Source organism: Schaalia turicensis (assembly GCF_019380255.1).
Classification (GTDB): domain Bacteria; phylum Actinomycetota; class Actinomycetes; order Actinomycetales; family Actinomycetaceae; genus Pauljensenia; species Pauljensenia turicensis_A.
Window position 1 is genome coordinate 497,118 of sequence record NZ_CP048928.1, and the last position, 21,551, is coordinate 518,668.

Consider the following 21,551-nt stretch of genomic DNA (forward strand, 5'->3'; position numbering starts at 1 on the left):
CAACAAACGTTGAGTCATCCACAAAGCGTAGATATTCCCAAGCAAGCCAGCTGGGGAACATCGAATGAATCATCAAGAATCACCAAACAAACACACGAAAGAAGAGACAATGAAGACTCTGAAGAGTGCGGTTGCCATCAGCGCAGCGGCAGCGATGGCATTCTCTATGGCAGCTTGTGGTGCCCGTGATACGGGTAGCGCATCGGGCGATCAGTCCGGCGCAGCGGCCTCGGCTGACAAGATGTCGGTCGGCATCGCAATGCCACAGAAGACCTCGCAGAACTGGGTTGAGGCTGAAGACATGTTCAAGGCCAGCTGCGAAGAGCAGGGCATTGAATGCACCATTCAGTTCGCAAACGGTGGCGTTGCTGAGCAGCAGAACCAGGTTGCAGCCATGATCGAAAATGGCGTGCAGGTTCTGGTGATCGGCGCAATCGACGGTTCGCAGCTGGGTACCCAGCTGAAGGCAGCCAAGGATGCCGGCATCAAGGTCATCGCATACGATCGTCTGCTGACGAACACGACCGACCTTGACTACTACATCGCCTACGACAACTTCGGTGTTGGTCAGCTTCAGGGCAAGGCATTGCTTGAAGGTCTCGAAGCCAACGCTGGCGAGAGCCCGTGGGATATCGAGCTCTTCGGTGGCTCACCGGATGACTCGAACTCCTTGAAGTTCTTCGGTGGCGCAATGGACGTCCTCCAACCGAAGATTGATGATGGCACGCTGGTTGTGAAGTCCGGGCAGACCGAATTCACGCAGGTCGCCACCCAGGGCTGGTTGCCGAAGAATGCGCAGGACCGCATGGCAGCACTACTGACCTCGACCTACCAGGGCGACGCGGTTCCGGATGGCGTTCTTTCCCCGAACGACACCCTTGGCCGCGCAATCATCACCGCTGTTGAGCAGGCCGGCAAGCCGGTTCCGGTTGTGACCGGTCAGGACTCCGAAGACGAGTCGGTCACCTGGGTCACCCAGGGCAAGCAGTACTCCACCATCTTCAAGGACACCCGTCCGCTGGTGAAGGCAACTGTTGATCTTGCTATCCAGCTCGCCAAGGGCGAGGCAGCCCCGAAGGTCGACGGCGCAACCCTCGACGATTCCCAGTACGAGTCGATGGAAGGCAACCCGGTCAAGTCCTTCCTGCTGACCCCGAAGATTGTCACCAAGGACAACGCTGCAGACGTCTACAAGGATGACTCGCACCGCATGGAGCTCGTCAACGCTGCCAAGTGATTGACCCGCTAGGTATCGCCTAGTTTTCTCACCTTTGGTTTCGCCCTCGTCGGTTTTTCGGCGGGGGCGAAACTCGTGTATGCCAAGGCGCTCAAGCGTCGTTCGCGCAAACACGTTGCGCGCCGTGACAGAGGGGATAACGGCCAGTTGGTCGCCGAAAAGAAGTGACGAGGCCGGGCGCGTTTACAGCGCGATATGTGAAGCGCCAGTGATAGCGGCTATGAGTTCGTCGGTTGAGGTATCACGCGAGTTGAAGGAACCGTTGTTGTGTCCGTGACGGAGAACTTCGACCCTGTCGGCACTAGCTTGAACGTCGGTCAGATTATGGGAAATGTAGATGCCCCCCATTCCCATATTGCGCAGGTGCTCAATCAGGATGAGTACTTCCGCAGTTTGTGCCACGGACATAGAGGCCGTGGGCTCGTCGAGGATCACCAGACGCGGGTGAGTCACCAGGGTGCGCGCGATTGCAACGCATTGACGCTGTCCGGCGGTGAGCTGGAAAAGGGGGACTCGCACGTCGGGGATATGCGAACCCAACTGATCAAGATATTGGCGTGCTTTGAGTTCCATGCCCTCGTCATCAAGGGCGCGGTGCGAGAACACTTCACGCCCAAGGAAAATATTCGATACAACGTCCAAGTTGTCGCAGAGCGCAGTTTCTTGGAAGACGGTGGCAATACCGAGTTTCAATGCGTGCTGCGGGGAATCGATGCTGATTTCTTCCCCGTCGAGCGCGATCGTTCCCTCATCCGGAGGAAAAACTCCTGAGAGCATGCGGGCGAGCGTTGACTTCCCTGCCGCATTGTCGCCGACAAGGGCAACGACTTCGTGACGGTTCACGATGAAATCAACGTTAACGAGTGCTTCAACACCGCCGAACGTTTTTGTAAGTCCCCGTACTTCAAGAAGGGGAGCGCCTTGGATCGTCATTGGTCCTCCTGGCGGTGAGTTGAATAACTGGGAACAAAAGCGTCTTGTGCAAGGATCATCGCGCCGATGGCTTCGGCATCAGCGCCGAGCTTCGACGGGTAGGCCGTGATTCCTTCGTCGCGCAGGTAGGGGCGTTCGAAGAGAGCGTTTTGAATAGGGGACAAGAATGTGTCTCCCGCATTCATCAGCTCACCACCGACAGCGACGGCTTCGAGATCGAATACCGTGACAAGGTCAGAGATGACTCGTCCGATTGCGCTTCCTGCGTCAGAAAGAACCTGCTGGCATCCGGGGTCACCTTCATTCGCGTGTGACAGTAGGTCACGCAGTGTCATGGGACCTCGTGACAGGCGAAGAAGGTCAACAAGGTAGTCCGCTCCAACAACCGTGTTCAGACAGCCACGAGCACCGCACGTGCAGATAGGACCGTGAGGATCAACGATGACGTGCCCGATTTCCCCGGCAATACCGGTGGCACCGGAATAGGCTTTTTCGTTGACCAAGATTCCCGCGCCGGTTTGATACGAGGCTCGGATATAGGCGCACGATGAGAACCCGCGTAGCGAACCAAATCGGTTTTCAGCGGCAACAGCAGCGTTCGCGTCGTTCATCACGATCGTGTCGCGTCCAAGTCTGCGTTGGAAGACCTCAGCAATGTTGATGTCTTCCCAGCCTCGCATGATTCCCTTTCGGGTCAGAGCGCCCGTTTTCGGGTTAATAGGGGCAGGTAAAGCAACACCGATACCAGCAAGATCATCCAGCGATTGCCCTGCCTGTTCAAGAAGGTCAAGAACCAGAAGCGTTGCTCGGTCGAGCGTCGTATCAGCCTTATGGTCGACCGGTAGTGGCAGAACTTTCGTGAATTCGCTGGTGCGGGACTCGTCGGAGATGTAAATATCCAGTGCCCTGCGTCCGATTGAGATACCCGCGGTAAGAGTTGACGATTGTGTGAGCGAAACCAGTTGAGCGCGCCTGCCCGAACGAATCGTTGACGTGAGTTCAACGCTTCCTTGTGCCGAGAGCTGTTTAATGATGTTCGAAATGGTTGCGGGAGCAAGACCTGTTGCTGCCGATAGCTCGACCTGGGTGATACGCCCGTACTTTCGGATCGCGTCAAGAACGCGCGCGGAATTTGCCTCGCGGAGCGAGGATTGAGATCCGGATCGGGCGTTCAAACGTGGCACGTTTCTAGGATAGTCAGTGAAGTGGGCTGATGCGTGGATGCCCGCTGGGCGAATCGGTTCAAAAATGTGCGTTGAACTGTCAAGATGGTGCACTATAGGAAAACAACACGAGCCTTTGTGCGTTCATATTCCACTCAACGAGGAGAGCGAAGTGAGCCGACTACCCTTTGACGCTTCACGCTTAGGTCAAGCGGGAATCATGGGAATCCTCGTTCTTGCCTTGATGATCTTCTTCCAGTTCATCACGGGATCGCACATGCTGGCGTCTGCGAACTTGCAGAATATCGTCACCGGTAACGCTCATATCTTTGTCCTCGCTATCGGCATGGTCCTGGTGGTGACGATCGGTCAGCTGGATTTGTCAGTTGGCTCCGTCGCGGCGTTCTCATCAATGTCCATGGCGATCATCATTGCCAATCTTGGCTTGCCCTGGTGGGTTGGCCTTCTTCTTGGCATGCTGATCGGAACTTTTATTGGCTTGATTCAAGGCCTGTTTGTTGCGAAGGTCGGTTTGCCTGCTTTTATTGTCACCGTTGGTGGAATGATCATTCTGCGCGGTGGAGTCCAGTGGGAATCTCAGGCATTGTCGGTGCCACTTCCTCACAGATTTCAAACGCTAGGTTCGGGTTATCTGCCTTCTTGGGGGAGCATATTCGGCATCGATACGGCAACGGTGATCGTGGGTGTCATTACTGCCGTGGTAGCGGTTACCTCGATTGTTCGTACCTATTTTCGCCGGCGCGCTCGGCTAGGACTGCGGGGAGTTGATTATCGACCCTGGGTGAAGTCCGCGATTGTCGTCGTGCTGGTGGGGGTCTTCACCTGGCTGTTTGGTACGGGACGTGAAGGAACATCTTTCCCCGTTCCGGGTGTGGTGGTTCTTGTTCTGATTTTCATCTACCACTTCATGTTGACGAGGACCCAATTTGGTCGCCATCTTCAAGCTGTCGGCGGAAACATTCAGGCAGCATCCCTTTCCGGTGTGCGCGTGACGAAGATTCAATGCCTTGTCATGGTGAATATGGGGATGCTGTCGGCGCTTGCGGGCATGATGTTCGCAGGCCGGGCGACGGCTGTGGGGCCTCAAGATGGTCTCTTATGGGAGCTTGAAGCTATCGCTGCCGTGTTCATCGGCGGAGCGGCAGTTGCCGGTGGTCGCGGGTCGGTTTTCGGTGCTGTCCTTGGTGCCACGCTGATGGCGGTTCTTTCAAATGGGCTGTTGCTTGTTGGACTCGGCTCTGATCGTGCTCAGGTAGTGAAGGGCATCGTTCTTCTTGCTGCTGTGACCCTTGATGTCTACGGGAAGAAACAGTCTCCGCTCCACGAGCTTTCGCGAACGCAATTCAGCTTCTAGAGCCTGTTCGTTTACGCCTCCGTCACCTTCTCGCCTGCTATCTCTGCCAAGAGCAACGATGAACGGGCACGTGTCGGTGTCATTGATTCGTTGGTGTGCCCGGCCTCGTGAATCGAGAGCTGTGCGTGCGGAACAGTGGAAACTCCTTTGCGCCCAACTAAAACGGGATGATCGCGAAGGTAGGAAATCACGCTGGCGTTACGTAGCTAATTGTTGACAATTGTCCACCTGGTGATGCGCACTATCCGTTCTGTCGGCACGTACGTACTATGGGAACAACGATTGATCTACGGCCAGCGCCGATCGAAAAGAGAGAGCACCATGCGAACTTCTCCGTCATACACCGCCTCATACCGCGTTGAAATCGACGAAGCGAAACTATCTATTGGATCGCTTGTCGAAGCGGTATCAAAAACCGGTGCTCAGGTGAGAGGCCTCGACGTCGCCGATTCCAACCGAGGCCGAATGGTTCTCGACCTCACCTGCGACCTGCGCGATTCGGAGCACCGTCGCGAGGTTCGCAATCTGCTGAAGGGGCTGGAAGGCGTCACACTGTCGTCTACTGCAGACCAGACTTTCCTTGCTCACGTCGGTGGCAAGATCGAAATCAACTCGAAGGTTCCGCTCCGTAATCGCGACGACCTGTCTCGTGCGTACACGCCCGGCGTGGCCCGCGTCTGCACCGCAATCCATGACGTTCCTCAGAAGGCTCACCTTCTGACGATCAAGGCGAATACGGTTGCTGTCGTTTCTGATGGCACTGCGGTCCTCGGCTTAGGAGATATTGGCCCGGAAGCGGCTCTTCCTGTCATGGAAGGTAAGGCAGCTCTGTTTAAGGAATTCGGCGGTGTGGACGCATGGCCGGTCGTTCTTGACACGAAGGACACTGAAGAAATCATTTCGATCGTTAAGGCGATTGCCCCCGCATACGGTGGTATCAACCTTGAAGACATCTCCGCGCCTCGTTGCTTTGAAATCGAAGAACGCCTGCGCGCAGAACTCGACATCCCGGTCTTCCACGATGACCAGCATGGCACCGCTATCGTCGTGCTTTCCGCGCTGATCAACGCGCTGAAGATTGTCAATAAGAAGATTGAAGACGTTCGCATCGTGGTGTCCGGCGTGGGTGCTGCAGGCAATGCGATTATTCGTCTACTTCTGGCGCAGGGGGCTAAAGACATCGTCGGTTACGGTCGCACGGGTGCACTTGCCGCCGACGATACTGAGGGCATGCACCCCTCGCGCAAGGCTCTTGCCGAGGCAACGAATCCGCGCCTCGTTCACGGAAATCTGAAGGAAGGTCTGAAGGGTGCCGATGTCTTCATCGGTGTCTCGCACGGCGACATTTTGGATCCCGGCGATATTGCCACGATGGCTGACGGGGCAATCGTGTTCGCCCTAGCCAACCCGACGCCCGAAGTTGACCCGATTGGTGCGGGGGAGTACGCGGCGGTTGTTGCGACGGGCCGCTCCGATTACCCGAACCAGATCAACAACGTGCTGGCATTCCCAGGTTTATTCCGAGGCCTGCTGGATGCAAAGGTCAAGGAAATTACCACCGAGGTTTTGCGCGTCGCAGCAGTTGCTATCGCTGACGTCATCGAGGAAGAAGAGCTGTCACCCAGTTACATCATCCCCGGCGTTTTCGATGGACGTGTTGCTCCAGCGGTTTCGCGCGCGGTCCGCACCGCGGTTCGTGATCTGCCGACGCTGAATATTCCCGTCCAAGAGGACATAGATGCTTGAGGGCCTACACGCTGTCGGCTGAACGTGCCTACAGCAAGGCGCTACAACGTGGATGTGCGTGTCACGTAGTGCGCGGCGCGTTCGCTGAATAATTGACGAGGCCCGGGTGGGCGCAGACATAAAGACTGCGCCCACCCGGATTGTTTTCGTCTATAAACCTGCTCTGACGTGCGCAGATTACCGGATAATCTGGCGAGACCTGCGTCGCTTTTTGTCCGAATTCTTGTGTGTTGCGAAACAAACGCAGGTCACATTTTAGTGTTTTGATGCTGGTGCTGGCCTGTATTCGTTGAAATTTAGGGATTTTTCGCGGTGTGGTGTCGCTCGGATTGAAGCGACGGCTGATTTGACGGTGTGGTGGGGGGTGGGTATTGTTTCTGTTGTTGCGCCGAGTGGTTGCAAGCTTTTGGGCCTGTTTGTGGTTTTGGGTTTGTGATTGTGGCGTGGTTGCTTCCTCCCTGTTTTTGATGGTTGCGGTTTTTTGTGGCTGTTTTGGGGTGTGTGGGTGTTGTTTGTGAACTCGATAGTGTGTTTGTTTTTATGCCTGTTTTTTGTTTTTGAGTTTGTTTTTATTGTTGGGATTGGCTGGCCGCGTTTTGGTGGTTGGTTTTTTCTGGATATGTTTTTGTTCGGAGAGTTTGATCCTGGCTCAGGACGAACGCTGGCGGCGTGCTTAACACATGCAAGTCGAACGATGATGCTCCAGCTTTGTTGGGGTGGATTAGTGGCGAACGGGTGAGTAACACGTGAGTAACCTGCCCTCTTCTTTGGGATAACGGTCGGAAACGGCTGCTAATACTGGATATTCACTCATTGGCGCATGTTGGTGGGTGGAAAGGTTTTTTCTGGTGGGGGATGGGCTCGCGGCCTATCAGCTTGTTGGTGGGGTGATGGCCTACCAAGGCTTTGACGGGTAACCGGCCTGAGAGGGTGACCGGTCACATTGGGACTGAGATACGGCCCAGACTCCTACGGGAGGCAGCAGTGGGGAATTTTGCACAATGGGCGCAAGCCTGATGCAGCGACGCCGCGTGAGGGATGAAGGCCTTCGGGTTGTAAACCTTTTTCGCTCATGGTCAAGCCGCAGCTTTGGGTTGTGGTGAGGGTAGTGGGTAAAGAAGCGCCGGCTAACTACGTGCCAGCAGCCGCGGTAATACGTAGGGCGCGAGCGTTGTCCGGAATTATTGGGCGTAAAGGGCTTGTAGGCGGTTGGCCGCGTCTGCCGTGAAATCCTCTGGCTTAACTGGGGGCGTGCGGTGGGTACGGGTTGACTTGAGTGCGGTAGGGGAGACTGGAATTCCTGGTGTAGCGGTGGAATGCGCAGATATCAGGAGGAACACCGGTGGCGAAGGCGGGTCTCTGGGCCGTTACTGACGCTGAGGAGCGAAAGCGTGGGGAGCGAACAGGATTAGATACCCTGGTAGTCCACGCTGTAAACGTTGGGCACTAGGTGTGGGGGCCACCCGTGGTTTCTGCGCCGTAGCTAACGCTTTAAGTGCCCCGCCTGGGGAGTACGGTCGCAAGGCTAAAACTCAAAGGAATTGACGGGGGCCCGCACAAGCGGCGGAGCATGCGGATTAATTCGATGCAACGCGAAGAACCTTACCAAGGCTTGACATGCACCCTGACGCTGCAGAGATGTGGTGGCATTTGGTTGGGGGTGTGCAGGTGGTGCATGGTTGTCGTCAGCTCGTGTCGTGAGATGTTGGGTTAAGTCCCGCAACGAGCGCAACCCTTGCCCTATGTTGCCAGCACGTTATGGTGGGGACTCGTGGGGGACTGCCGGGGTTAACTCGGAGGAAGGTGGGGATGACGTCAAATCATCATGCCCCTTATGTCTTGGGCTTCACGCATGCTACAATGGTTGGTACAGAGTGTTGCGATATCGTAAGGTGGAGCGAATCACTTAAAGCCAGTCTCAGTTCGGATTGGGGTCTGCAACTCGACCCCATGAAGGTGGAGTCGCTAGTAATCGCAGATCAGCAACGCTGCGGTGAATACGTTCTCGGGCCTTGTACACACCGCCCGTCACGTCACGAAAGTTGGTAACACCCGAAGCTCATGGCCTAACCGGTTTTCCGGGGGGAGTGGTCGAAGGTGGGATTGGCGATTGGGACGAAGTCGTAACAAGGTAGCCGTACCGGAAGGTGCGGCTGGATCACCTCCTTTCTAGGGAGCCCGTTTTTGGGGATGCGCATCATGGCACGTGAGTGTGTGTGGTGTGTGTTTCTTGTGCTCGCATTTGTTCACCGAGGGTTTTTCTTGGTGGGTGTGGGTGCGTGGGTGTTTTTTAGTGGAAAACAGGGGTGCAAGCTCCATGGAAGCAGACACGCTGTCGGGTTCACGTTCAACACCGTTTGAGCGTTTTGGCTCGCATGTTGCCGCCTCTCTTTTTTGTTGCGCCCTGTGTTTGTGGGGTGTTTGGGGGGTGGTGGTGTGTGTGGTGGGTTGTTTGTGATTTGTATAGTGGTTGTGAGCATCTTTATTTTCTTGTTGTGTGGTTTTGTTTAGTTTTGTTGGGCATTCGGTGGATGCCTTGGCATCAAGAGCTGATGAAGGACGTTGCGGCCTGCGATATGCCTCGGGGAGTTGGCGAGCGAGCTTTGATCCGAGGGTGTCCGAATGGGGGAACCTAACCAGGGTTGTGCTTGGTTACCATCATCTGAACGTGTATAGGGTGGTGGGGGGAACGCGGGGAAGTGAAACATCTTAGTACCCGTAGGAAAAGATATTCCGTGAGTAGTGGCGAGCGAAAGCGGAGGAGGCTAAACCGTGTGCGTGTGATACTCGGCGGGGGTTGCGTGTGCGGTGTTGTGGGGCTTGTTCGTCTCTTCTCTGCCGGGGAGGGGCTTGCGTGTGTGATGGTAGTTGAACCGTGTGGGATAGCGGACCGGAGTGCGTGATAGTCGTGTAGATGGACTGTTGCATGCGTAGGTGGGATAGGTGCCCGAGTAGTGCGGGACTCGTGAAATCTCGTGTGAATCTGCCAGGACCACCTGGTAAGCCTAAATACTTCTTGATGACCGATAGTGCATAGTACCGTGAGGGAATGGTGAAAAGTACCCCGGGAGGGGAGTGAAATAGTACCTGAAACCGTGTGCCTTTAAGCCGTCAGAGCCTTGTGGGGTGATGGCGTGCCTTTTGAAGAATGAGCCTGCGAGTCAGTGATACGTGGCGTGCTTAACCCGTGTGGGGTATGCGTAGCGAAAGCGAGTCTGAAATATGGCGCCTGTCGCGTGTTCTGGACCCGAAGCGGGGTGATCTACCCATGGCCAGGTTGAAGCAGAGGTAAGACTGTGTGGAGGACCGAACCCACCAGGGTTGAAAACCTGGGGGATGAGCTGTGGGTAGGGGTGAAAGGCCAATCAAACTCCGTGATAGCTGGTTCTCCCCGAAATGCATTTAGGTGCAGCGTTGTGTGTTGCCTGGTGGAGGTAGAGCTACTGGATGGCCGATGGGCCCTATGGGTTACTGACGTCAGCCAAACTCCGAATGCCATTAGGTTGAGCATGGCAGTGAGACTGCGGGGGATAAGCTTCGTAGTCGAGAGGGAAACAGCCCAGATCATCAGCTAAGGCCCCTAAGTGTGCGCTAAGTGGGAAAGGATGTGAGATCGCGGTGACAACCAGGAGGTTGGCTTAGAAGCAGCCATCCTTGAAAGAGTGCGTAATAGCTCACTGGTCAAGTGGTTTCGCGCCGACAATGTAGCGGGGCTTAAGCGTACCGCCGAAGCTGTGGCACTCACACATGAAAGAGCCTGGGCAGGGGACCTGCCTAAGGTTGTGTGGGTGGGTAGGGGAGCGTCCTGCGTGCGGTGAAGCCTGCTGGGAACGGTTGGTGGAGCGTGTGGGAGTGAGAATGCAGGCATGAGTAACGAATGGCGGGTGAGAATCCCGTCCGCCGATTGACTAAGGGTTCCAGGGCTAGGTTTATCCGCCCTGGGTTAGTCGGGTCCTAAGGCGAGGCCGACAGGCGTAGTCGATGGACAACCAGTTGATATTCTGGTACCGCGTTGTGACCGCCAAATACTGAAGCTTTTATGCTAACCACCCGCATCTGGACTGTTCATTCCTTCGGGTTTGATCAGCTTGGGTGTTGTGGGATCCTGATTGTTGTAGGTAAGCGTGTTAACAGGGGTGACACAGGAAGGTAGCTGCCGCGCACCGATGGTTGTGTGTGTCTAAGGTTGTGGCCCGTCTGCTAGGTAAATCCGGTAGGCATGTAGGGTGAGGACTGATGGGGGTGCCCTTTTGGGGTGTCTGGTGGTGATCCTAAGCTGTCAAGAAAAGCCTCGACGTGAGGGCATGACGCGCCCGTACCCTAAACCGACTCAGGTGGTCAGGTAGAGTATACCGAGGCGTTCGAGTGAATCATGGTTAAGGAACTCGGCAAAATTCCTCCGTAACTTCGGGATAAGGAGGACCCTGTGACGTCCCCCCTTTTTCTGGGTGTGTGCGTTGTGGGGTCGCAGAGAATAGGGAGAAGCGACTGTTTATCAAAAACACAGGTGCGTGCGAAGTCGTAAGACGATGTATACGCACTGACGCCTGCCCGGTGCTGGAAGGTTAAGAGGAAGGCTCAACCACCCTCGGGTGGTGAAGGCTTGAATTTAAGCCCCAGTAAACGGCGGTGGTAACTATAACCATCCTAAGGTAGCGAAATTCCTTGTCGGGTAAGTTCCGACCTGCACGAATGGCGTAACGACTTCTCCGCTGTCTCGACCATGAACTCGGTGAAATTGCACTACGAGTAAAGATGCTCGTTACGCGCAGAAGGACGGAAAGACCCCGGGACCTTTACTATAGCTTGGTATTGGTGTTCGCTTGGACTTGTGTAGGATAGGTGGGAGACTGTGAAGCAGGGGCGCCAGCTCTTGTCGAGTCGTCGTTGAAATACCATTCTGGTTCACGCGGTCATCTAACCTCGGCCCGTAATCCGGGTTGGGGACAGTGCCTGGTGGGTAGTTTAACTGGGGCGGTTGCCTCCCAAAAAGTAACGGAGGCGCTCAAAGGTTCCCTCAGCCTGGTTGGTAATCAGGTGGCGAGTGCAAGTGTACAAGGGAGCTTGACTGTGAGACCGACGGGTCGAGCAGGTGCGAAAGCAGGAACTAGTGATCCGGCCATGGCACGTGGGTGCGTGGTCGCTCAACGGATAAAAGGTACCCCGGGGATAACAGGCTGATCTTGCCCAAGAGTCCATATCGACGGCATGGTTTGGCACCTCGATGTCGGCTCGTCGCATCCTGGGGCTGGAGTTGGTCCCAAGGGTTGGGCTGTTCGCCCATTAAAGCGGTACGCGAGCTGGGTTCAGAACGTCGTGAGACAGTTCGGTCCCTATCCTCTGTGCGCGTAGGAAACTTGCGGAGGCCCGTCCCTAGTACGAGAGGACCGGGATGGACGAACCTCTGGTGTGCCAGTTGTACCGCCAGGTGCACGGCTGGTTGGCTACGTTCGGAAGGGATAACCGCTGAAAGCATCTAAGCGGGAAGCCTGCTCCAAGATGAGGTTTCCAACACCAGTAATGGTGTGAAGGCCCCCGCCAGACTAGCGGGTTGATAGGCCAGAGGTGGAAGCACAGCAATGTGCTCGCGAGCCGACTGGTACTAATTGGCCGACACTACACGAAACCACAAAAAGGCAACAAAAAGTAAGACTGCTTACAACCACTATACGAATCACACTCAACCCACACCCCCAGCAAGGGGGAGTGGACAACACAAGCGAGTGACCATTTTTGCGGTGGTCATAGTAGTGGGGAAACGCCCGGAAACATTCCGAACCCGGAAGCTAAGCCCACAAACGCCAATGGTACTGCACCCGACAGAGTGTGGGAGAGTAGGACACCGCCGCAACAACACTTCAACACTGAGGCCGTGAAAACCCAAAAGGGCTTTCACGGCCTCACTTGTGTTTGCTGGCAATCTCAGACGGTGCCAGCCAATTGCCGGCACAACAGTCGGCAACGTGTCCGACGCTACAAGCCGTCTGTGACGATAGACCGCCTTCTTTGATTCATTAGGGTGGAATGCTTGTTCTATGAGTGAAACGACCAATCAAGTGTCATCGGGCTACATTATCGAAGGTGCCCCCGAGGGCATTCAGGCTTACCGTTCGGCCGCCCATGATCGTCTTGCCCACCAGTCACGCGTGGTGTTGCGACTCGGTCAGATGTTCCTGGCAAGCGGTGCCAGTGCATATCGCGTAAAAAACTCAATGACAACGCTTGCCAAAGCAGTAGGTATCGCAGAGCATCACGCGCAAGTCACCTACACGGAGATCATCGCCACCGCATATGCGAACGGCACCTTCCGTACTGGTCTTGCTGAACAACGCCAAATGGGCGTCAATGCCGACCGTATCGACAGGCTTAACAACTACGTCGCTTCTATTAAAGGCAAGGCAGTTCTGGTTGAAGACGCTGAAAAAGCGCTTGACGAAATCGAACGGGTGAAGCCACTGTATGACTGGTTTCCGAACGCTGCAGCATCTGGACTTGCCTGTGCTGCCTTCTCATTCCTGAACAGTGGCGGCTGGGTTGAATGCTCAGCTGTTGCAGTCGCAGCATTCTTTGGCCAGGCGCTTCGGCGTCAGATGCTCCACCGTCACATGAACCACTTCGGTGTGTGGATGAGTTGTGGTGCAGTCGCGGCGCTCATCTACATCCTTCTCGTTGCCCCTGCACAGCACTTCCTTGGCCTTGAGCCTACGCACCAAGCTGGTTTTATTTCAGCAATGCTGTTCCTAGTCCCTGGCTTCCCGCTAGTGACGGGCATTATTGACCTGGTCCGACACGATTTCCAAGGCGGTCTAGGTCGTCTGACGTACGTCTTCATGCTCTTGTTGTCTGCGGGCGTCGCCACCTGGGTAGTGTCAACAGTCTTCCACTGGTCTGTCACTCCCGAATACAGCTACATCCTCACCCCCTGGTTGCTCTATACTCTGCGGTTTATCACGAGCTTTGTCGCGGCGTTTGGCTTTGCTGTCCTGTTTAACTCGCCAACGCGAGTAGCGGGAACGGCGGCATTGATTGGTGCTTTTATCAACGTTGGGCGTCTTGCTCTGGTTGACGAGCTTGATGTTCAGACGCCCGCAGCTGTCGGTCTTGCAGCCCTTGCTGCAGGCCTCCTTGCAACGTTTGCAGCGGAGCGCACGCGGTTCTCTCGAGTGACGTTATCTGTCCCGGCGGTGGTCATCATGATCCCAGGTGTTCCGCTTTACCGTTCGCTCACCTACTTGAACAACGGCCAGATGCTCGAAGCCCTCCAGTCGCTATTCACCGTTATTTTCACGATCGTGGGTATCGGCATGGGTCTTGCTGTGGCGCGAATGCTGACGGATAAGAACTGGCTCACGGAATCGGCGCCCGTTGTGCCTCTCCTGGACGAGGTCCTCCCAGATTCGTTCAGCCCTACAGACAGCGCTGACACGGTGGCCAATGACCACACTTCTGCCCAAGTACATGAAACAGTTGGAGCTGCTGGCGGTGAAGAGGCTCTGAGTGAGCAGTCGCTTGCCGAAGCAAGAACACCAGATGATACATCCTCAAACCAAGAATTGAGCGAGTAACGTAGCGTCCGACTTTTCATAGGTGTGGGGGTCTCAGGCACTGCCTGAGACCCCCACACCTCTGTCAGGACACCGTCTTATTTCGCTGACATAAACAGCGATGGAGTTGTGTAGAAGGCTGAGACCTCAAATATGCCCTGCTGCGCAGTTGCGTTCTCTTCATCAATCATGAAATTGAAGTATCCGGTTGCTGTTTGGCCGTCGCCCGGCATATCAATGATAGAGAAATCGCTGTCAGTGTAGGAATATTCGGCAAAAGCGAAGGAATCGTCATTGGAGTATGTCAGATCAAGATCGAAGGAATTGAACGTGTCTTCACCGTGGTAGGTGATGGTGACGGGAACACGAATCCAGACTTCGCCTGCATCAGGTTCCGTATAAAGGCTCTCGATACCTTCCTCCGTCAGCTCAGCAAGGATTGCCGGCCCTGCATTCCAGTCAACTGCACCGAGTTCGACGTTGATTGAAGTGACGGGAAGACCCGAGGAATCCACCTCACTGTCGTACATAGTCAAATAATGGAGTTGCGGGTCAGCGGGGCTTTTTGCGCTGAAACCGAACTTTTCTGTAGTTGTGCCGGACGGAAGCGAATCGGCAAGTGATGACCCGTCCTTCATTTTGACTTCGTTTGGTGTCTCTGAGAAGGCCGAGGTGGGCCAGCCTGGATCAGATCCACGCCAGGCCGTCGGATCCTCTTCGTCGTCCGGGTTCAGGATTCCGATCACTGCCAGGGCGATGGTGATAAAGAAGATTCCAACGACGGAGCCGAGGACAATCCCGACGGTTCGGTTCGTTGATGACTTCCTCTGAGCGTTCGCCTGCGCATAGGAGGGCATGCTTCCCCGCGCGAACTGCGTATACGGGTTCCCAGCGTCCGTTGGCGAACCAGCAGCTGGTGGCGTCGCCCATGGTTGGTTGGCGGCAGCGGGTGTCCGTGTCTGGGGTAGAGGAGCATTCTGCCTAGCACTATGGGGTGGGCTCGCGGTGGTCGTGCGCCCACTTCCGCCTGGCGCGTAGGGGGACGAGGCTCCAGCTGAAGCCGAGGACACAGATGCGTCGGACGAGAAGGCGCTCGGTGACGAAGGATCATTCCCTGGAATACTCGAAGGTGAAGCAATACCGTCATCGACCCACAGTTGCCAGCCCGCCGGTGCAGAACTCCACGAAGGATCGGGGCTCCACCCCGGCCCGGGAGTAAAACCGTCAGGCGGTTTCGGCCAGTTAGGTGGTGGATTGAAACGCAAACTCATGGAACGCTCCTCGAGCAAACAATGATGGGGCGTCACCATTCTAAGAGAGGGGAGCATCCAAAGGGGTTTGAAAGCGTAAGGCAAGCATGCTGGCGTTCATCTCGTCGAATTAAAGATAAAGATAAAGAAGCGGGCGGGCACCACGCACGTGGTGCCCGCCCGGCCTCGTCATTGAGAGAGCAGCGGAAGGTGAAAGGATCAGCTAAGTCCGCCGAGGATCTGGGCTACGAAGATCTTGCCGACCATTGCGACCGGGTAGATCAGAGCGTAACCAAGGGCAACGCGTGGATCCGAGTTTGTGCGGCCGTTGGCGAATGCCAGAACAGCAGGCTGGGTCTGCAGACCGCCGAGGAAACCGGACAGCTGCGTGCCACCCATCTTGAAGATCCAACGCATGATGACGTAGGTGCCAACTGCGAGGATCGTTGTGATGACGAAGCCCAGGATGAAGATCTTGATCCAGTCACCCGAGGTGAAGGCGTTCGCAATCTGTCCACCAGCGTTGGCGCCAGCCTGTGCGAGGAAGACCAACAGGCCGAACTCAGAAAGAACCTGGCAAGCGGTGAAGGGCAGAGCAGTGACCAGCGGTCCGATACGACCCAGACGACCGAAGACCAAGCCAACGATCAGGGTGCCTGCTGCCGAACCGATCGAGAAGTATTCACCGGACGGGGTCAGGATCGGGAGTTCACCGATCGCGATACCGAGCGCCATACCGAGACCCAGCGCGATCGGGTTCAGATCCGAAAGGCCACGAGCCGAGTCGCCGAAGAACTTCGTGATGGCTTCCATCTTGGAGGTAGGAGCAACAACGCGAACACGGTCACCCTGCTGAAGGATTAAGCCCGGCTCGGCAACCATGTCAACGTCACCGCGACGCACACGGGAGATCGTTGCGGAGAAGTGCTTCGCCATCTCTAGGTCAGCAACCGCGCGACCGGCAACCTTCGGATCGGAAACCGTCATGCGACGGAAGTCAAGGTAAGTGCGGTCTTGCATAAGGGAGTGTGAAGAAGCGTGACCCAGCTCAGTTGCTGCGCGAGCAACCAATTCACGAGGACCTATGACGGTCACCAAGTCACCCGGGTCCAGAGTGTCAGACATCGACGGGCGGGTGATCGGGCCGGTCTCACCACGACGCAGACGCGAGAATGTGACCTTCGACCCGAGCTTCTCGTAAATGTCGCCAACGAACGGGTGATCGTCGCGCTCAACGCGGATTGTGCGGTTCGCCAGCGGGGAAGGAGTATCGCGGTCGTTCTTGCCGTAGGAGAGCGCTGCGGCAGAAGCTACGAGCATACCGATCACACCGAACAGGTAGGCAATCGAGTAGCCGACAGTTGCGCGGTCCAACTGACCTGAGGCTTCGCCGGCGGCTGCAAGAGCGGGGGTGTTCGTGACCGCGCCAGCGAACGTACCCGAGATCAGTGCGATATCCATGCCGAGGGCCTTACCAACGCCAAGGCCAACGCCGGCCGCGACGACGTAGAGCACAACGACGGTCAAGATCGGGCCGACAGCGGTCTTCAAGTTATGGAAGAAGGACGCGCCGGAGTTGATACCGATAGCGAAGGTAAAGAGGGTCAGGCCGAGCGTTCCCAGTTGCGGGGTCACGCGAAGCTCGATGCCGTATGCCTGTGCCCACGCCGCCAAAATAATGGCGAAGAACAGAACGGCCGCAGCACCGAGACCGATGCCCTTGACCTTGATATGGCCAAACGCCATACCGATGCCAATGAGCAGGAAGAGGAAGAGAACTGGCTGCTCAGCCAGCAGAGCGAATACTGTTTCCACAGTTACGACTCCAATGTTGTGTTGACGGAGTAATCACGCCCATTATTGCAGGTTTGTCCGCAAAGGTAATTAGTTCATCGTCCTATCTGTGACGGATAAAGCGCCGAAAACCTATCGTTTGTGTCACGTATGCAAATGAAACGACAAAGGCGATGAGATTCAGATTCCGCAGTGTGAGATAAAAGGCGGGGCGAGGCCCTAGTGGGCATACGGTTTACCCGTGTTCAACATTCTCTCGGTTGGTATTTCCGTCCTGGTCATCGTACCCGGGCGTGCGAATCCTGCCGCGTGAAAACGGATGGATCGCACGCCTAATCCCCATCGCTATGACGCGGCTGGGGATTTTTTGTTGAGATCCACCCACACATAGAGAGGACCCAGCGGTGAAAGACACTGCTCCCACGCAGATGATGACCGGGGCGCAAGCGATTATTGCTTCCCTTGAAGCTCTCGGCGTGACCGACGTGTTCGGCATGCCCGGTGGCGCAATTCTTCCTACTTATGATCCGTTGATGAGCTCAAAGCTCAATCACATTCTTGTTCGTCACGAACAGGGTGCAGGCCACGCCGCTGAAGGCTACGCTCTTGCTACCGGCAAGGTCGGTTGTGCGATTGTCACATCCGGCCCGGGTGCAACAAACACCCTGACAGCGCTGGCCGACGCAAACATGGACTCCGTCCCCATGGTCGTGATTTCAGGTCAGGTGGGTGCCTCCCTGATTGGCACCGATGCATTCCAAGAAGCCGATATTGTTGGCGCCTCGATGCCACTGACGAAGCATGCGTTCCTTGTCACCGACGCTACAGAGATTCCATCTCGACTGGCTGAAGCCTTCGAGATTGCGTCGACTGGTCGTCCCGGCCCGGTCCTCGTTGATGTCACGAAGTCCGCGCAGACTGCCCAGATGAACTTCTCTTGGCCACCCGCCATGGACCTGCCCGGTTACAAAGAAGCTGCCAAGCCTCACAAGCGCCAAGTGCGCCAGGCTGCAGAGGCAATCCTTCAAGCGCAAGCCCCGGTGCTGTACGTCGGCGGTGGCATGATCCGTTCGGGTGCAACCGATGATCTTGCTCGACTGGTTGAGGCAACCGACGCTCCGGTCGTCACTACTTTGACCGCACGTGGTGCATTCCCAGATTCTGATTCACACACCTTGGGTATGCCTGGTATGCACGGAACCGTGGCAGCCGTCGGTGCTCTGCAACGCTCCGACCTGATCGTCACACTCGGTGCTCGCTTCGATGACCGCGTGACCGGCAACCTCGATTCTTTCGCGCCTCGTGCGAAGATCGTGCACATCGACATTGATCCCGCTGAGATCTCGAAGAACCGATTCGCGGACATTCCGATCGTCGGTAACCTCGCCGACGCGCTTCCGATGCTCGTTGACGAAATCGTCGCGATGAAGAAGAAGGACCAGGGCGAGGACATCTCCGGATGGTGGCGTTACCTCAACCGTCTGAAGGACCGCTACCCGATGGGGTGGACGAAGACTGAAGACGGCATGATGGCCCCGCAGGAAGTCCTGTCGCGACTGTCCAAGATCGCAGGCCCCGATGCTATCTACGTGACCGGCGTTGGCCAGCACCAGATGTGGTCGGCTCAGTTCATCCAGTCCGACAAGCCGAGGCACTTCATATCCTCGTCTGGTCTGGGCACCATGGGCTTTAGCATCCCCGCCGCCATGGGCGCCCAGGTCGGCAAGCCGAACAACGTTGTGTGGGCAATCGACGGTGACGGTTCGTTCCAGATGACCAATCAGGAACTGGCCACCTGCACGGTGAACAACATTCCGATCAAGGTCTGCCTGATCAACAATTCCGTGCTCGGCATGGTGCGTCAGTGGCAGTCGCTGTTCTACGACAAGCGCTACTCCAACACAACGCTCAACCCCATTGACGGAGAGCAGATCCCGAACTTTGAAATGCTCGCCACCGCCTACGGTATGGCAGCGCGCACCGTCCGTTCTATCGACGAAGTCGACGAGGCTATCGAATGGGCCATGTCCATCAACGACCGCCCTGTCCTGATCGACTTTAGAGTCTCGAAGGACTCCATGGTGTGGCCGATGGTCGCAGCAGGTGTGTCGAACGATGAAATCCGCTATGCCAAGGGTATGGCACCCGACTGGGATGTGGAGGACTGAAAATCATGGCACAAACACATACTCTGAGCGTGCTTGTTGAAAACAAGCCCGGTGTCCTGACCCGCGTCTCGGCACTGTTCGCGCGTCGCGCATTTAACATCACCTCGCTTACCGTGGGTGAAACTGAGCATCCCGAAATCTCCCGCATGACGATCATCGTCAAAGCAGAAGACCAACCCTTCGAACAGGTCACCAAGCAGCTGAACAAGCTGGTGAACGTGCTCAAGGTTGTGGAGCTTGAACCGGAAGACTCCGTGGAACGTCGCCTCCTCCTGATCAAAGTGCGCGCCGACGAAAAGCGTCGCACCGGCGTCCTGCAGGTCGTCGACCTCTTCCGTGCTCACGTCGTCGACGTGCAGACGGAAACGGTCGTCATCGAATCTATTGGCTCACTATCTAAACTCGAAGCACTTGTCCGCTCCCTTGAGCAGTACGGTGTGACAGAAATCGTCCAGTCGGGCGCTGTGGCGATCGGCCGCGGATCACGCTCGATCACGGATCAATTGAAGGAGAAATGACAATGACTGAGATCATCTACGACGACGGTGCAGATCTGTCGATCATCCAGTCCAAGAAGGTTGCCATCATTGGCTACGGCTCGCAGGGTCACGCCCACGCGCTCAACCTCAAGGATTCCGGCGTCGACGTGGTTGTTGGTCTGCGTCCGGGCTCTTCCTCATGGGACAAGGCTGAATCCGCTGGCCTGACTGTCAAGGACGTTTCCGAAGCTGTGGCCGAAGGCGACGTTGTGATGATCCTGGTTCCGGACCAGGTCCAGCGTTTCGTCTACGCAGAGCAGATCGCCAAGAACCTCAAGGACGACGCCGCACTGTTCTTCTCGCACGGCTTCAATATCCGCTACGGCTACATTACCCCCGAAGCCGGCCACGACATCTGCATGGTCGCCCCGAAGGGCCCGGGACACACCGTTCGTCGCCAGTTCCTCGAAGGTAAGGGTGTTCCGGCCCTCGTCTGTGTCGAGCAGGACGCATCCGGCCAGGCGCTCGCACTCGCACTGTCCTACGCCAAGGCAATCGGTGGCACCCGCGCAGGCGTCATTGAGACCACCTTCACTGAAGAAACCGAAACCGACCTCTTCGGCGAGCAGGCAGTCCTCTGCGGTGGCGTTTCCAAGCTTATCCAGTATGGCTTCGAAACCCTGACCGAAGCTGGCTACAAGCCCGAAATGGCCTACTTCGAGGTCTGCCACGAACTGAAGCTCATCGTTGACCTGATCAACGAGGGTGGCCTGACCAAGCAGCGTTGGTCCTGCTCCGACACCGCAGAGTACGGCGACTACGTCTCCGGCCCGCGCGTCATCGGCCCGCAGGTCAAGGAAGCCATGAAGGAGGTCCTTGCCGACATCCAAGACGGCACCTTTGCTAAGCGCTTCATCGCCGACCAGGACAACGGTGGCCTCGAATTCAAGGCGCTGCGTGCAGAAAATGAAGCGCACCCGATCGAAAAGACCGGCCAGAAGCTCCGCAAGGCCTTCGGCTGGACCTCGGCAGACGCCGACTACACCGATGGTTCCGCAGCTCGCTGAATCCCAGTGACGCTACGTCGCTAGACGTACACGAGCACATACGGGTGTGGCCCCGACCAACTGGTCGGGGCCACACCCGTATTCAGCTGAGCAAAGAAAAACCGATCACTTATCGGCGTTCTTCTGCATAGCTTCATAGATCAACGTGGTGTTCTGAGCCGTACGAATCATAGCAACCGCACGCTCAAGTCCCAGACGGACTCCAATCAGAACCGCAAGGGCAACGATCCATCCGAACAGAAGTACGATGAAGCCAGCTGTTGCATCAGCGCTAAAAGCGGCAATCATGCTCACAAACCACGACAGGGCGATGAGGCCGAGGCTGATGATGTAAATGAACTTCATAAACCCCAGCGTCACGTAGTGGCTGAAGGAGAAATCAAAAAGAGCCCTGATAAAACCGATGCCAGCCTGGGCAGTAGCGGAAGTAGCTTGAGGCACAGGAGCAGGCTGGGCCATTGCATACGGATTTGCCTGTTGTGCCGGAACAGTCGGCATCTGACCGGTGGTGTACGTCGGCATCTGAGTCGTCGACTGGGCAGAAGGAGCTACCGGAGGGGCCGGCGGCGGGAGAGGCATATCGTTCGCAGCGTTCGGATCTTGGGGTGCGTACGGGTTGGACATGGGATGTTTCCTTACAGTGTCGATGAGGATACAGATAAGCGTTGACGCTTATCGAGTATGTATCTCGTAGTTTATGGCATCTCCGACCTTCAAGGGGAGGGGTAGCGATTAGCTGAGTGCTGTCGTCAAACAGGTGGTACCTAGAGCAGGCAGACCAGTTGGTGGACGCTC

12 protein-coding genes and 3 rRNA genes are annotated in these 21,551 nt (G+C 56.3%); 10 read left to right on the top strand and 5 right to left on the bottom strand.

Going from position 1 to position 21,551, the window contains the following annotated elements; translation table 11 throughout:
• Positions 1-109: 109 nt before the first annotated feature.
• On the top strand, positions 110-1,237 hold the full coding sequence (locus G5S47_RS02135; RefSeq protein ID WP_219585718.1) for a substrate-binding domain-containing protein: 1,128 nt from the start codon (positions 110-112) through the stop codon (positions 1,235-1,237).
• Positions 1,238-1,420: 183 nt separating this feature from the next.
• Here G5S47_RS02135 and G5S47_RS02140 read toward each other — a convergent pair whose 3' ends face one another.
• Positions 1,421-2,170: an ATP-binding cassette domain-containing protein gene (locus G5S47_RS02140; RefSeq protein WP_219585719.1), complete on the bottom strand. Its 750-nt coding sequence runs from the start codon at positions 2,168-2,170 to the stop codon at positions 1,421-1,423.
• Positions 2,167-3,354 carry an ROK family transcriptional regulator gene (locus tag G5S47_RS02145; RefSeq protein WP_257878486.1) on the bottom strand — a complete coding sequence of 396 codons (1,188 nt, stop codon included), beginning with the start codon at positions 3,352-3,354 and terminating at the stop codon, positions 2,167-2,169. Before G5S47_RS02145 ends, G5S47_RS02140 begins: the two co-directional genes overlap by 4 nt.
• Before the next feature lie 151 nt (positions 3,355-3,505).
• On the opposite strand from G5S47_RS02145, the gene G5S47_RS02150 reads away from it, so the two are divergent.
• The 6 genes from G5S47_RS02150 (at position 3,506) to G5S47_RS02175 (ending at position 14,019) form a co-directional block, all read left to right on the top strand.
• Positions 3,506-4,708 (top strand): sugar ABC transporter permease, encoded by a 1,203-nt coding sequence (locus G5S47_RS02150; protein ID WP_006681803.1) that lies wholly within the window; start codon positions 3,506-3,508, stop codon positions 4,706-4,708.
• Positions 4,709-5,029: 321 nt separating this feature from the next.
• Complete coding sequence (locus G5S47_RS02155) at positions 5,030-6,454, top strand: NAD(P)-dependent malic enzyme (protein ID WP_219585721.1); 1,425 nt, start codon at positions 5,030-5,032, stop codon at positions 6,452-6,454.
• Between the two features lie 626 nt (positions 6,455-7,080).
• Positions 7,081-8,623 (top strand): 16S ribosomal RNA (locus G5S47_RS02160).
• A 335-nt stretch (positions 8,624-8,958) separates the two neighbouring features.
• A 23S ribosomal RNA gene (locus G5S47_RS02165) occupies positions 8,959-12,079 on the top strand.
• Between the two features lie 109 nt (positions 12,080-12,188).
• Positions 12,189-12,305, top strand: a 5S ribosomal RNA gene (gene rrf / locus G5S47_RS02170).
• The 16S, 23S and 5S rRNA genes sit together here, the layout of an rRNA operon.
• A gap of 184 nt (positions 12,306-12,489) precedes the next feature.
• The gene (locus tag G5S47_RS02175) at positions 12,490-14,019 is read left to right on the top strand and encodes a threonine/serine exporter family protein (protein WP_006681801.1); all 1,530 of its coding nucleotides are present in this window, start codon (positions 12,490-12,492) and stop codon (positions 14,017-14,019) included.
• A gap of 77 nt (positions 14,020-14,096) precedes the next feature.
• Here G5S47_RS02175 and G5S47_RS02180 read toward each other — a convergent pair whose 3' ends face one another.
• Together G5S47_RS02180 and G5S47_RS02185 are read right to left on the bottom strand one after the other, a co-directional pair.
• Positions 14,097-14,855, bottom strand: coding sequence for a hypothetical protein (locus G5S47_RS02180; protein WP_040318693.1), 759 nt, complete (start codon positions 14,853-14,855; stop codon positions 14,097-14,099).
• A 612-nt stretch (positions 14,856-15,467) separates the two neighbouring features.
• A complete protein-coding gene (locus G5S47_RS02185) occupies positions 15,468-17,063 on the bottom strand; it encodes an aspartate:alanine exchanger family transporter (RefSeq protein ID WP_219585722.1) in 1,596 nt (531 codons plus the stop codon).
• 407 nt (positions 17,064-17,470) lie between these two features.
• Here G5S47_RS02185 and G5S47_RS02190 point away from each other — a divergent pair, with 407 nt between their 5' ends.
• Genes G5S47_RS02190 through ilvC form a run of 3 tightly spaced genes read left to right on the top strand, consistent with a single transcriptional unit; the run spans position 17,471 to position 20,756 of the window.
• A complete protein-coding gene (locus G5S47_RS02190; protein WP_373273796.1) occupies positions 17,471-19,210 on the top strand; it encodes an acetolactate synthase large subunit in 1,740 nt (579 codons plus the stop codon).
• A 5-nt stretch (positions 19,211-19,215) separates the two neighbouring features.
• Positions 19,216-19,728 carry an acetolactate synthase small subunit gene (gene ilvN / locus G5S47_RS02195; protein ID WP_006681797.1) on the top strand — a complete coding sequence of 171 codons (513 nt, stop codon included), beginning with the start codon at positions 19,216-19,218 and terminating at the stop codon, positions 19,726-19,728.
• 2 nt (positions 19,729-19,730) lie between these two features.
• Positions 19,731-20,756: a ketol-acid reductoisomerase gene (gene ilvC, locus G5S47_RS02200; RefSeq protein ID WP_179370540.1), complete on the top strand. Its 1,026-nt coding sequence runs from the start codon at positions 19,731-19,733 to the stop codon at positions 20,754-20,756.
• Between the two features lie 105 nt (positions 20,757-20,861).
• Here the strand turns inward: ilvC and G5S47_RS02205 are convergent, their stop codons facing one another.
• On the bottom strand, positions 20,862-21,380 hold the full coding sequence (locus tag G5S47_RS02205; RefSeq protein WP_219585724.1) for a DUF4282 domain-containing protein: 519 nt from the start codon (positions 21,378-21,380) through the stop codon (positions 20,862-20,864).
• Positions 21,381-21,551 lie beyond the last annotated feature (171 nt).

Bases quoted from the DNA above. Each gene is read 5' to 3' on its own strand.
- G5S47_RS02135 (WP_219585718.1), top strand. From the start codon at position 110: ATGAAGACTCTGAAGAGTGCGGTTGCCATCAGCGCAGCGGCAGCGATG.
- ilvC (WP_179370540.1), top strand. From the start codon at position 19,731: ATGACTGAGATCATCTACGACGACGGTGCAGATCTGTCGATCATCCAG.
- G5S47_RS02155 (WP_219585721.1), top strand. From the start codon at position 5,030: ATGCGAACTTCTCCGTCATACACCGCCTCATACCGCGTTGAAATCGAC.
- G5S47_RS02205 (WP_219585724.1), bottom strand. From the start codon at position 21,380: ATGTCCAACCCGTACGCACCCCAAGATCCGAACGCTGCGAACGATATG.
- G5S47_RS02140 (WP_219585719.1), bottom strand. From the start codon at position 2,170: ATGACGATCCAAGGCGCTCCCCTTCTTGAAGTACGGGGACTTACAAAA.
- G5S47_RS02175 (WP_006681801.1), top strand. From the start codon at position 12,490: ATGAGTGAAACGACCAATCAAGTGTCATCGGGCTACATTATCGAAGGT.
- G5S47_RS02180 (WP_040318693.1), bottom strand. From the start codon at position 14,855: ATGCCCTCCTATGCGCAGGCGAACGCTCAGAGGAAGTCATCAACGAAC.
- ilvN (WP_006681797.1), top strand. From the start codon at position 19,216: ATGGCACAAACACATACTCTGAGCGTGCTTGTTGAAAACAAGCCCGGT.
- G5S47_RS02190 (WP_373273796.1), top strand. From the start codon at position 17,471: ATGATGACCGGGGCGCAAGCGATTATTGCTTCCCTTGAAGCTCTCGGC.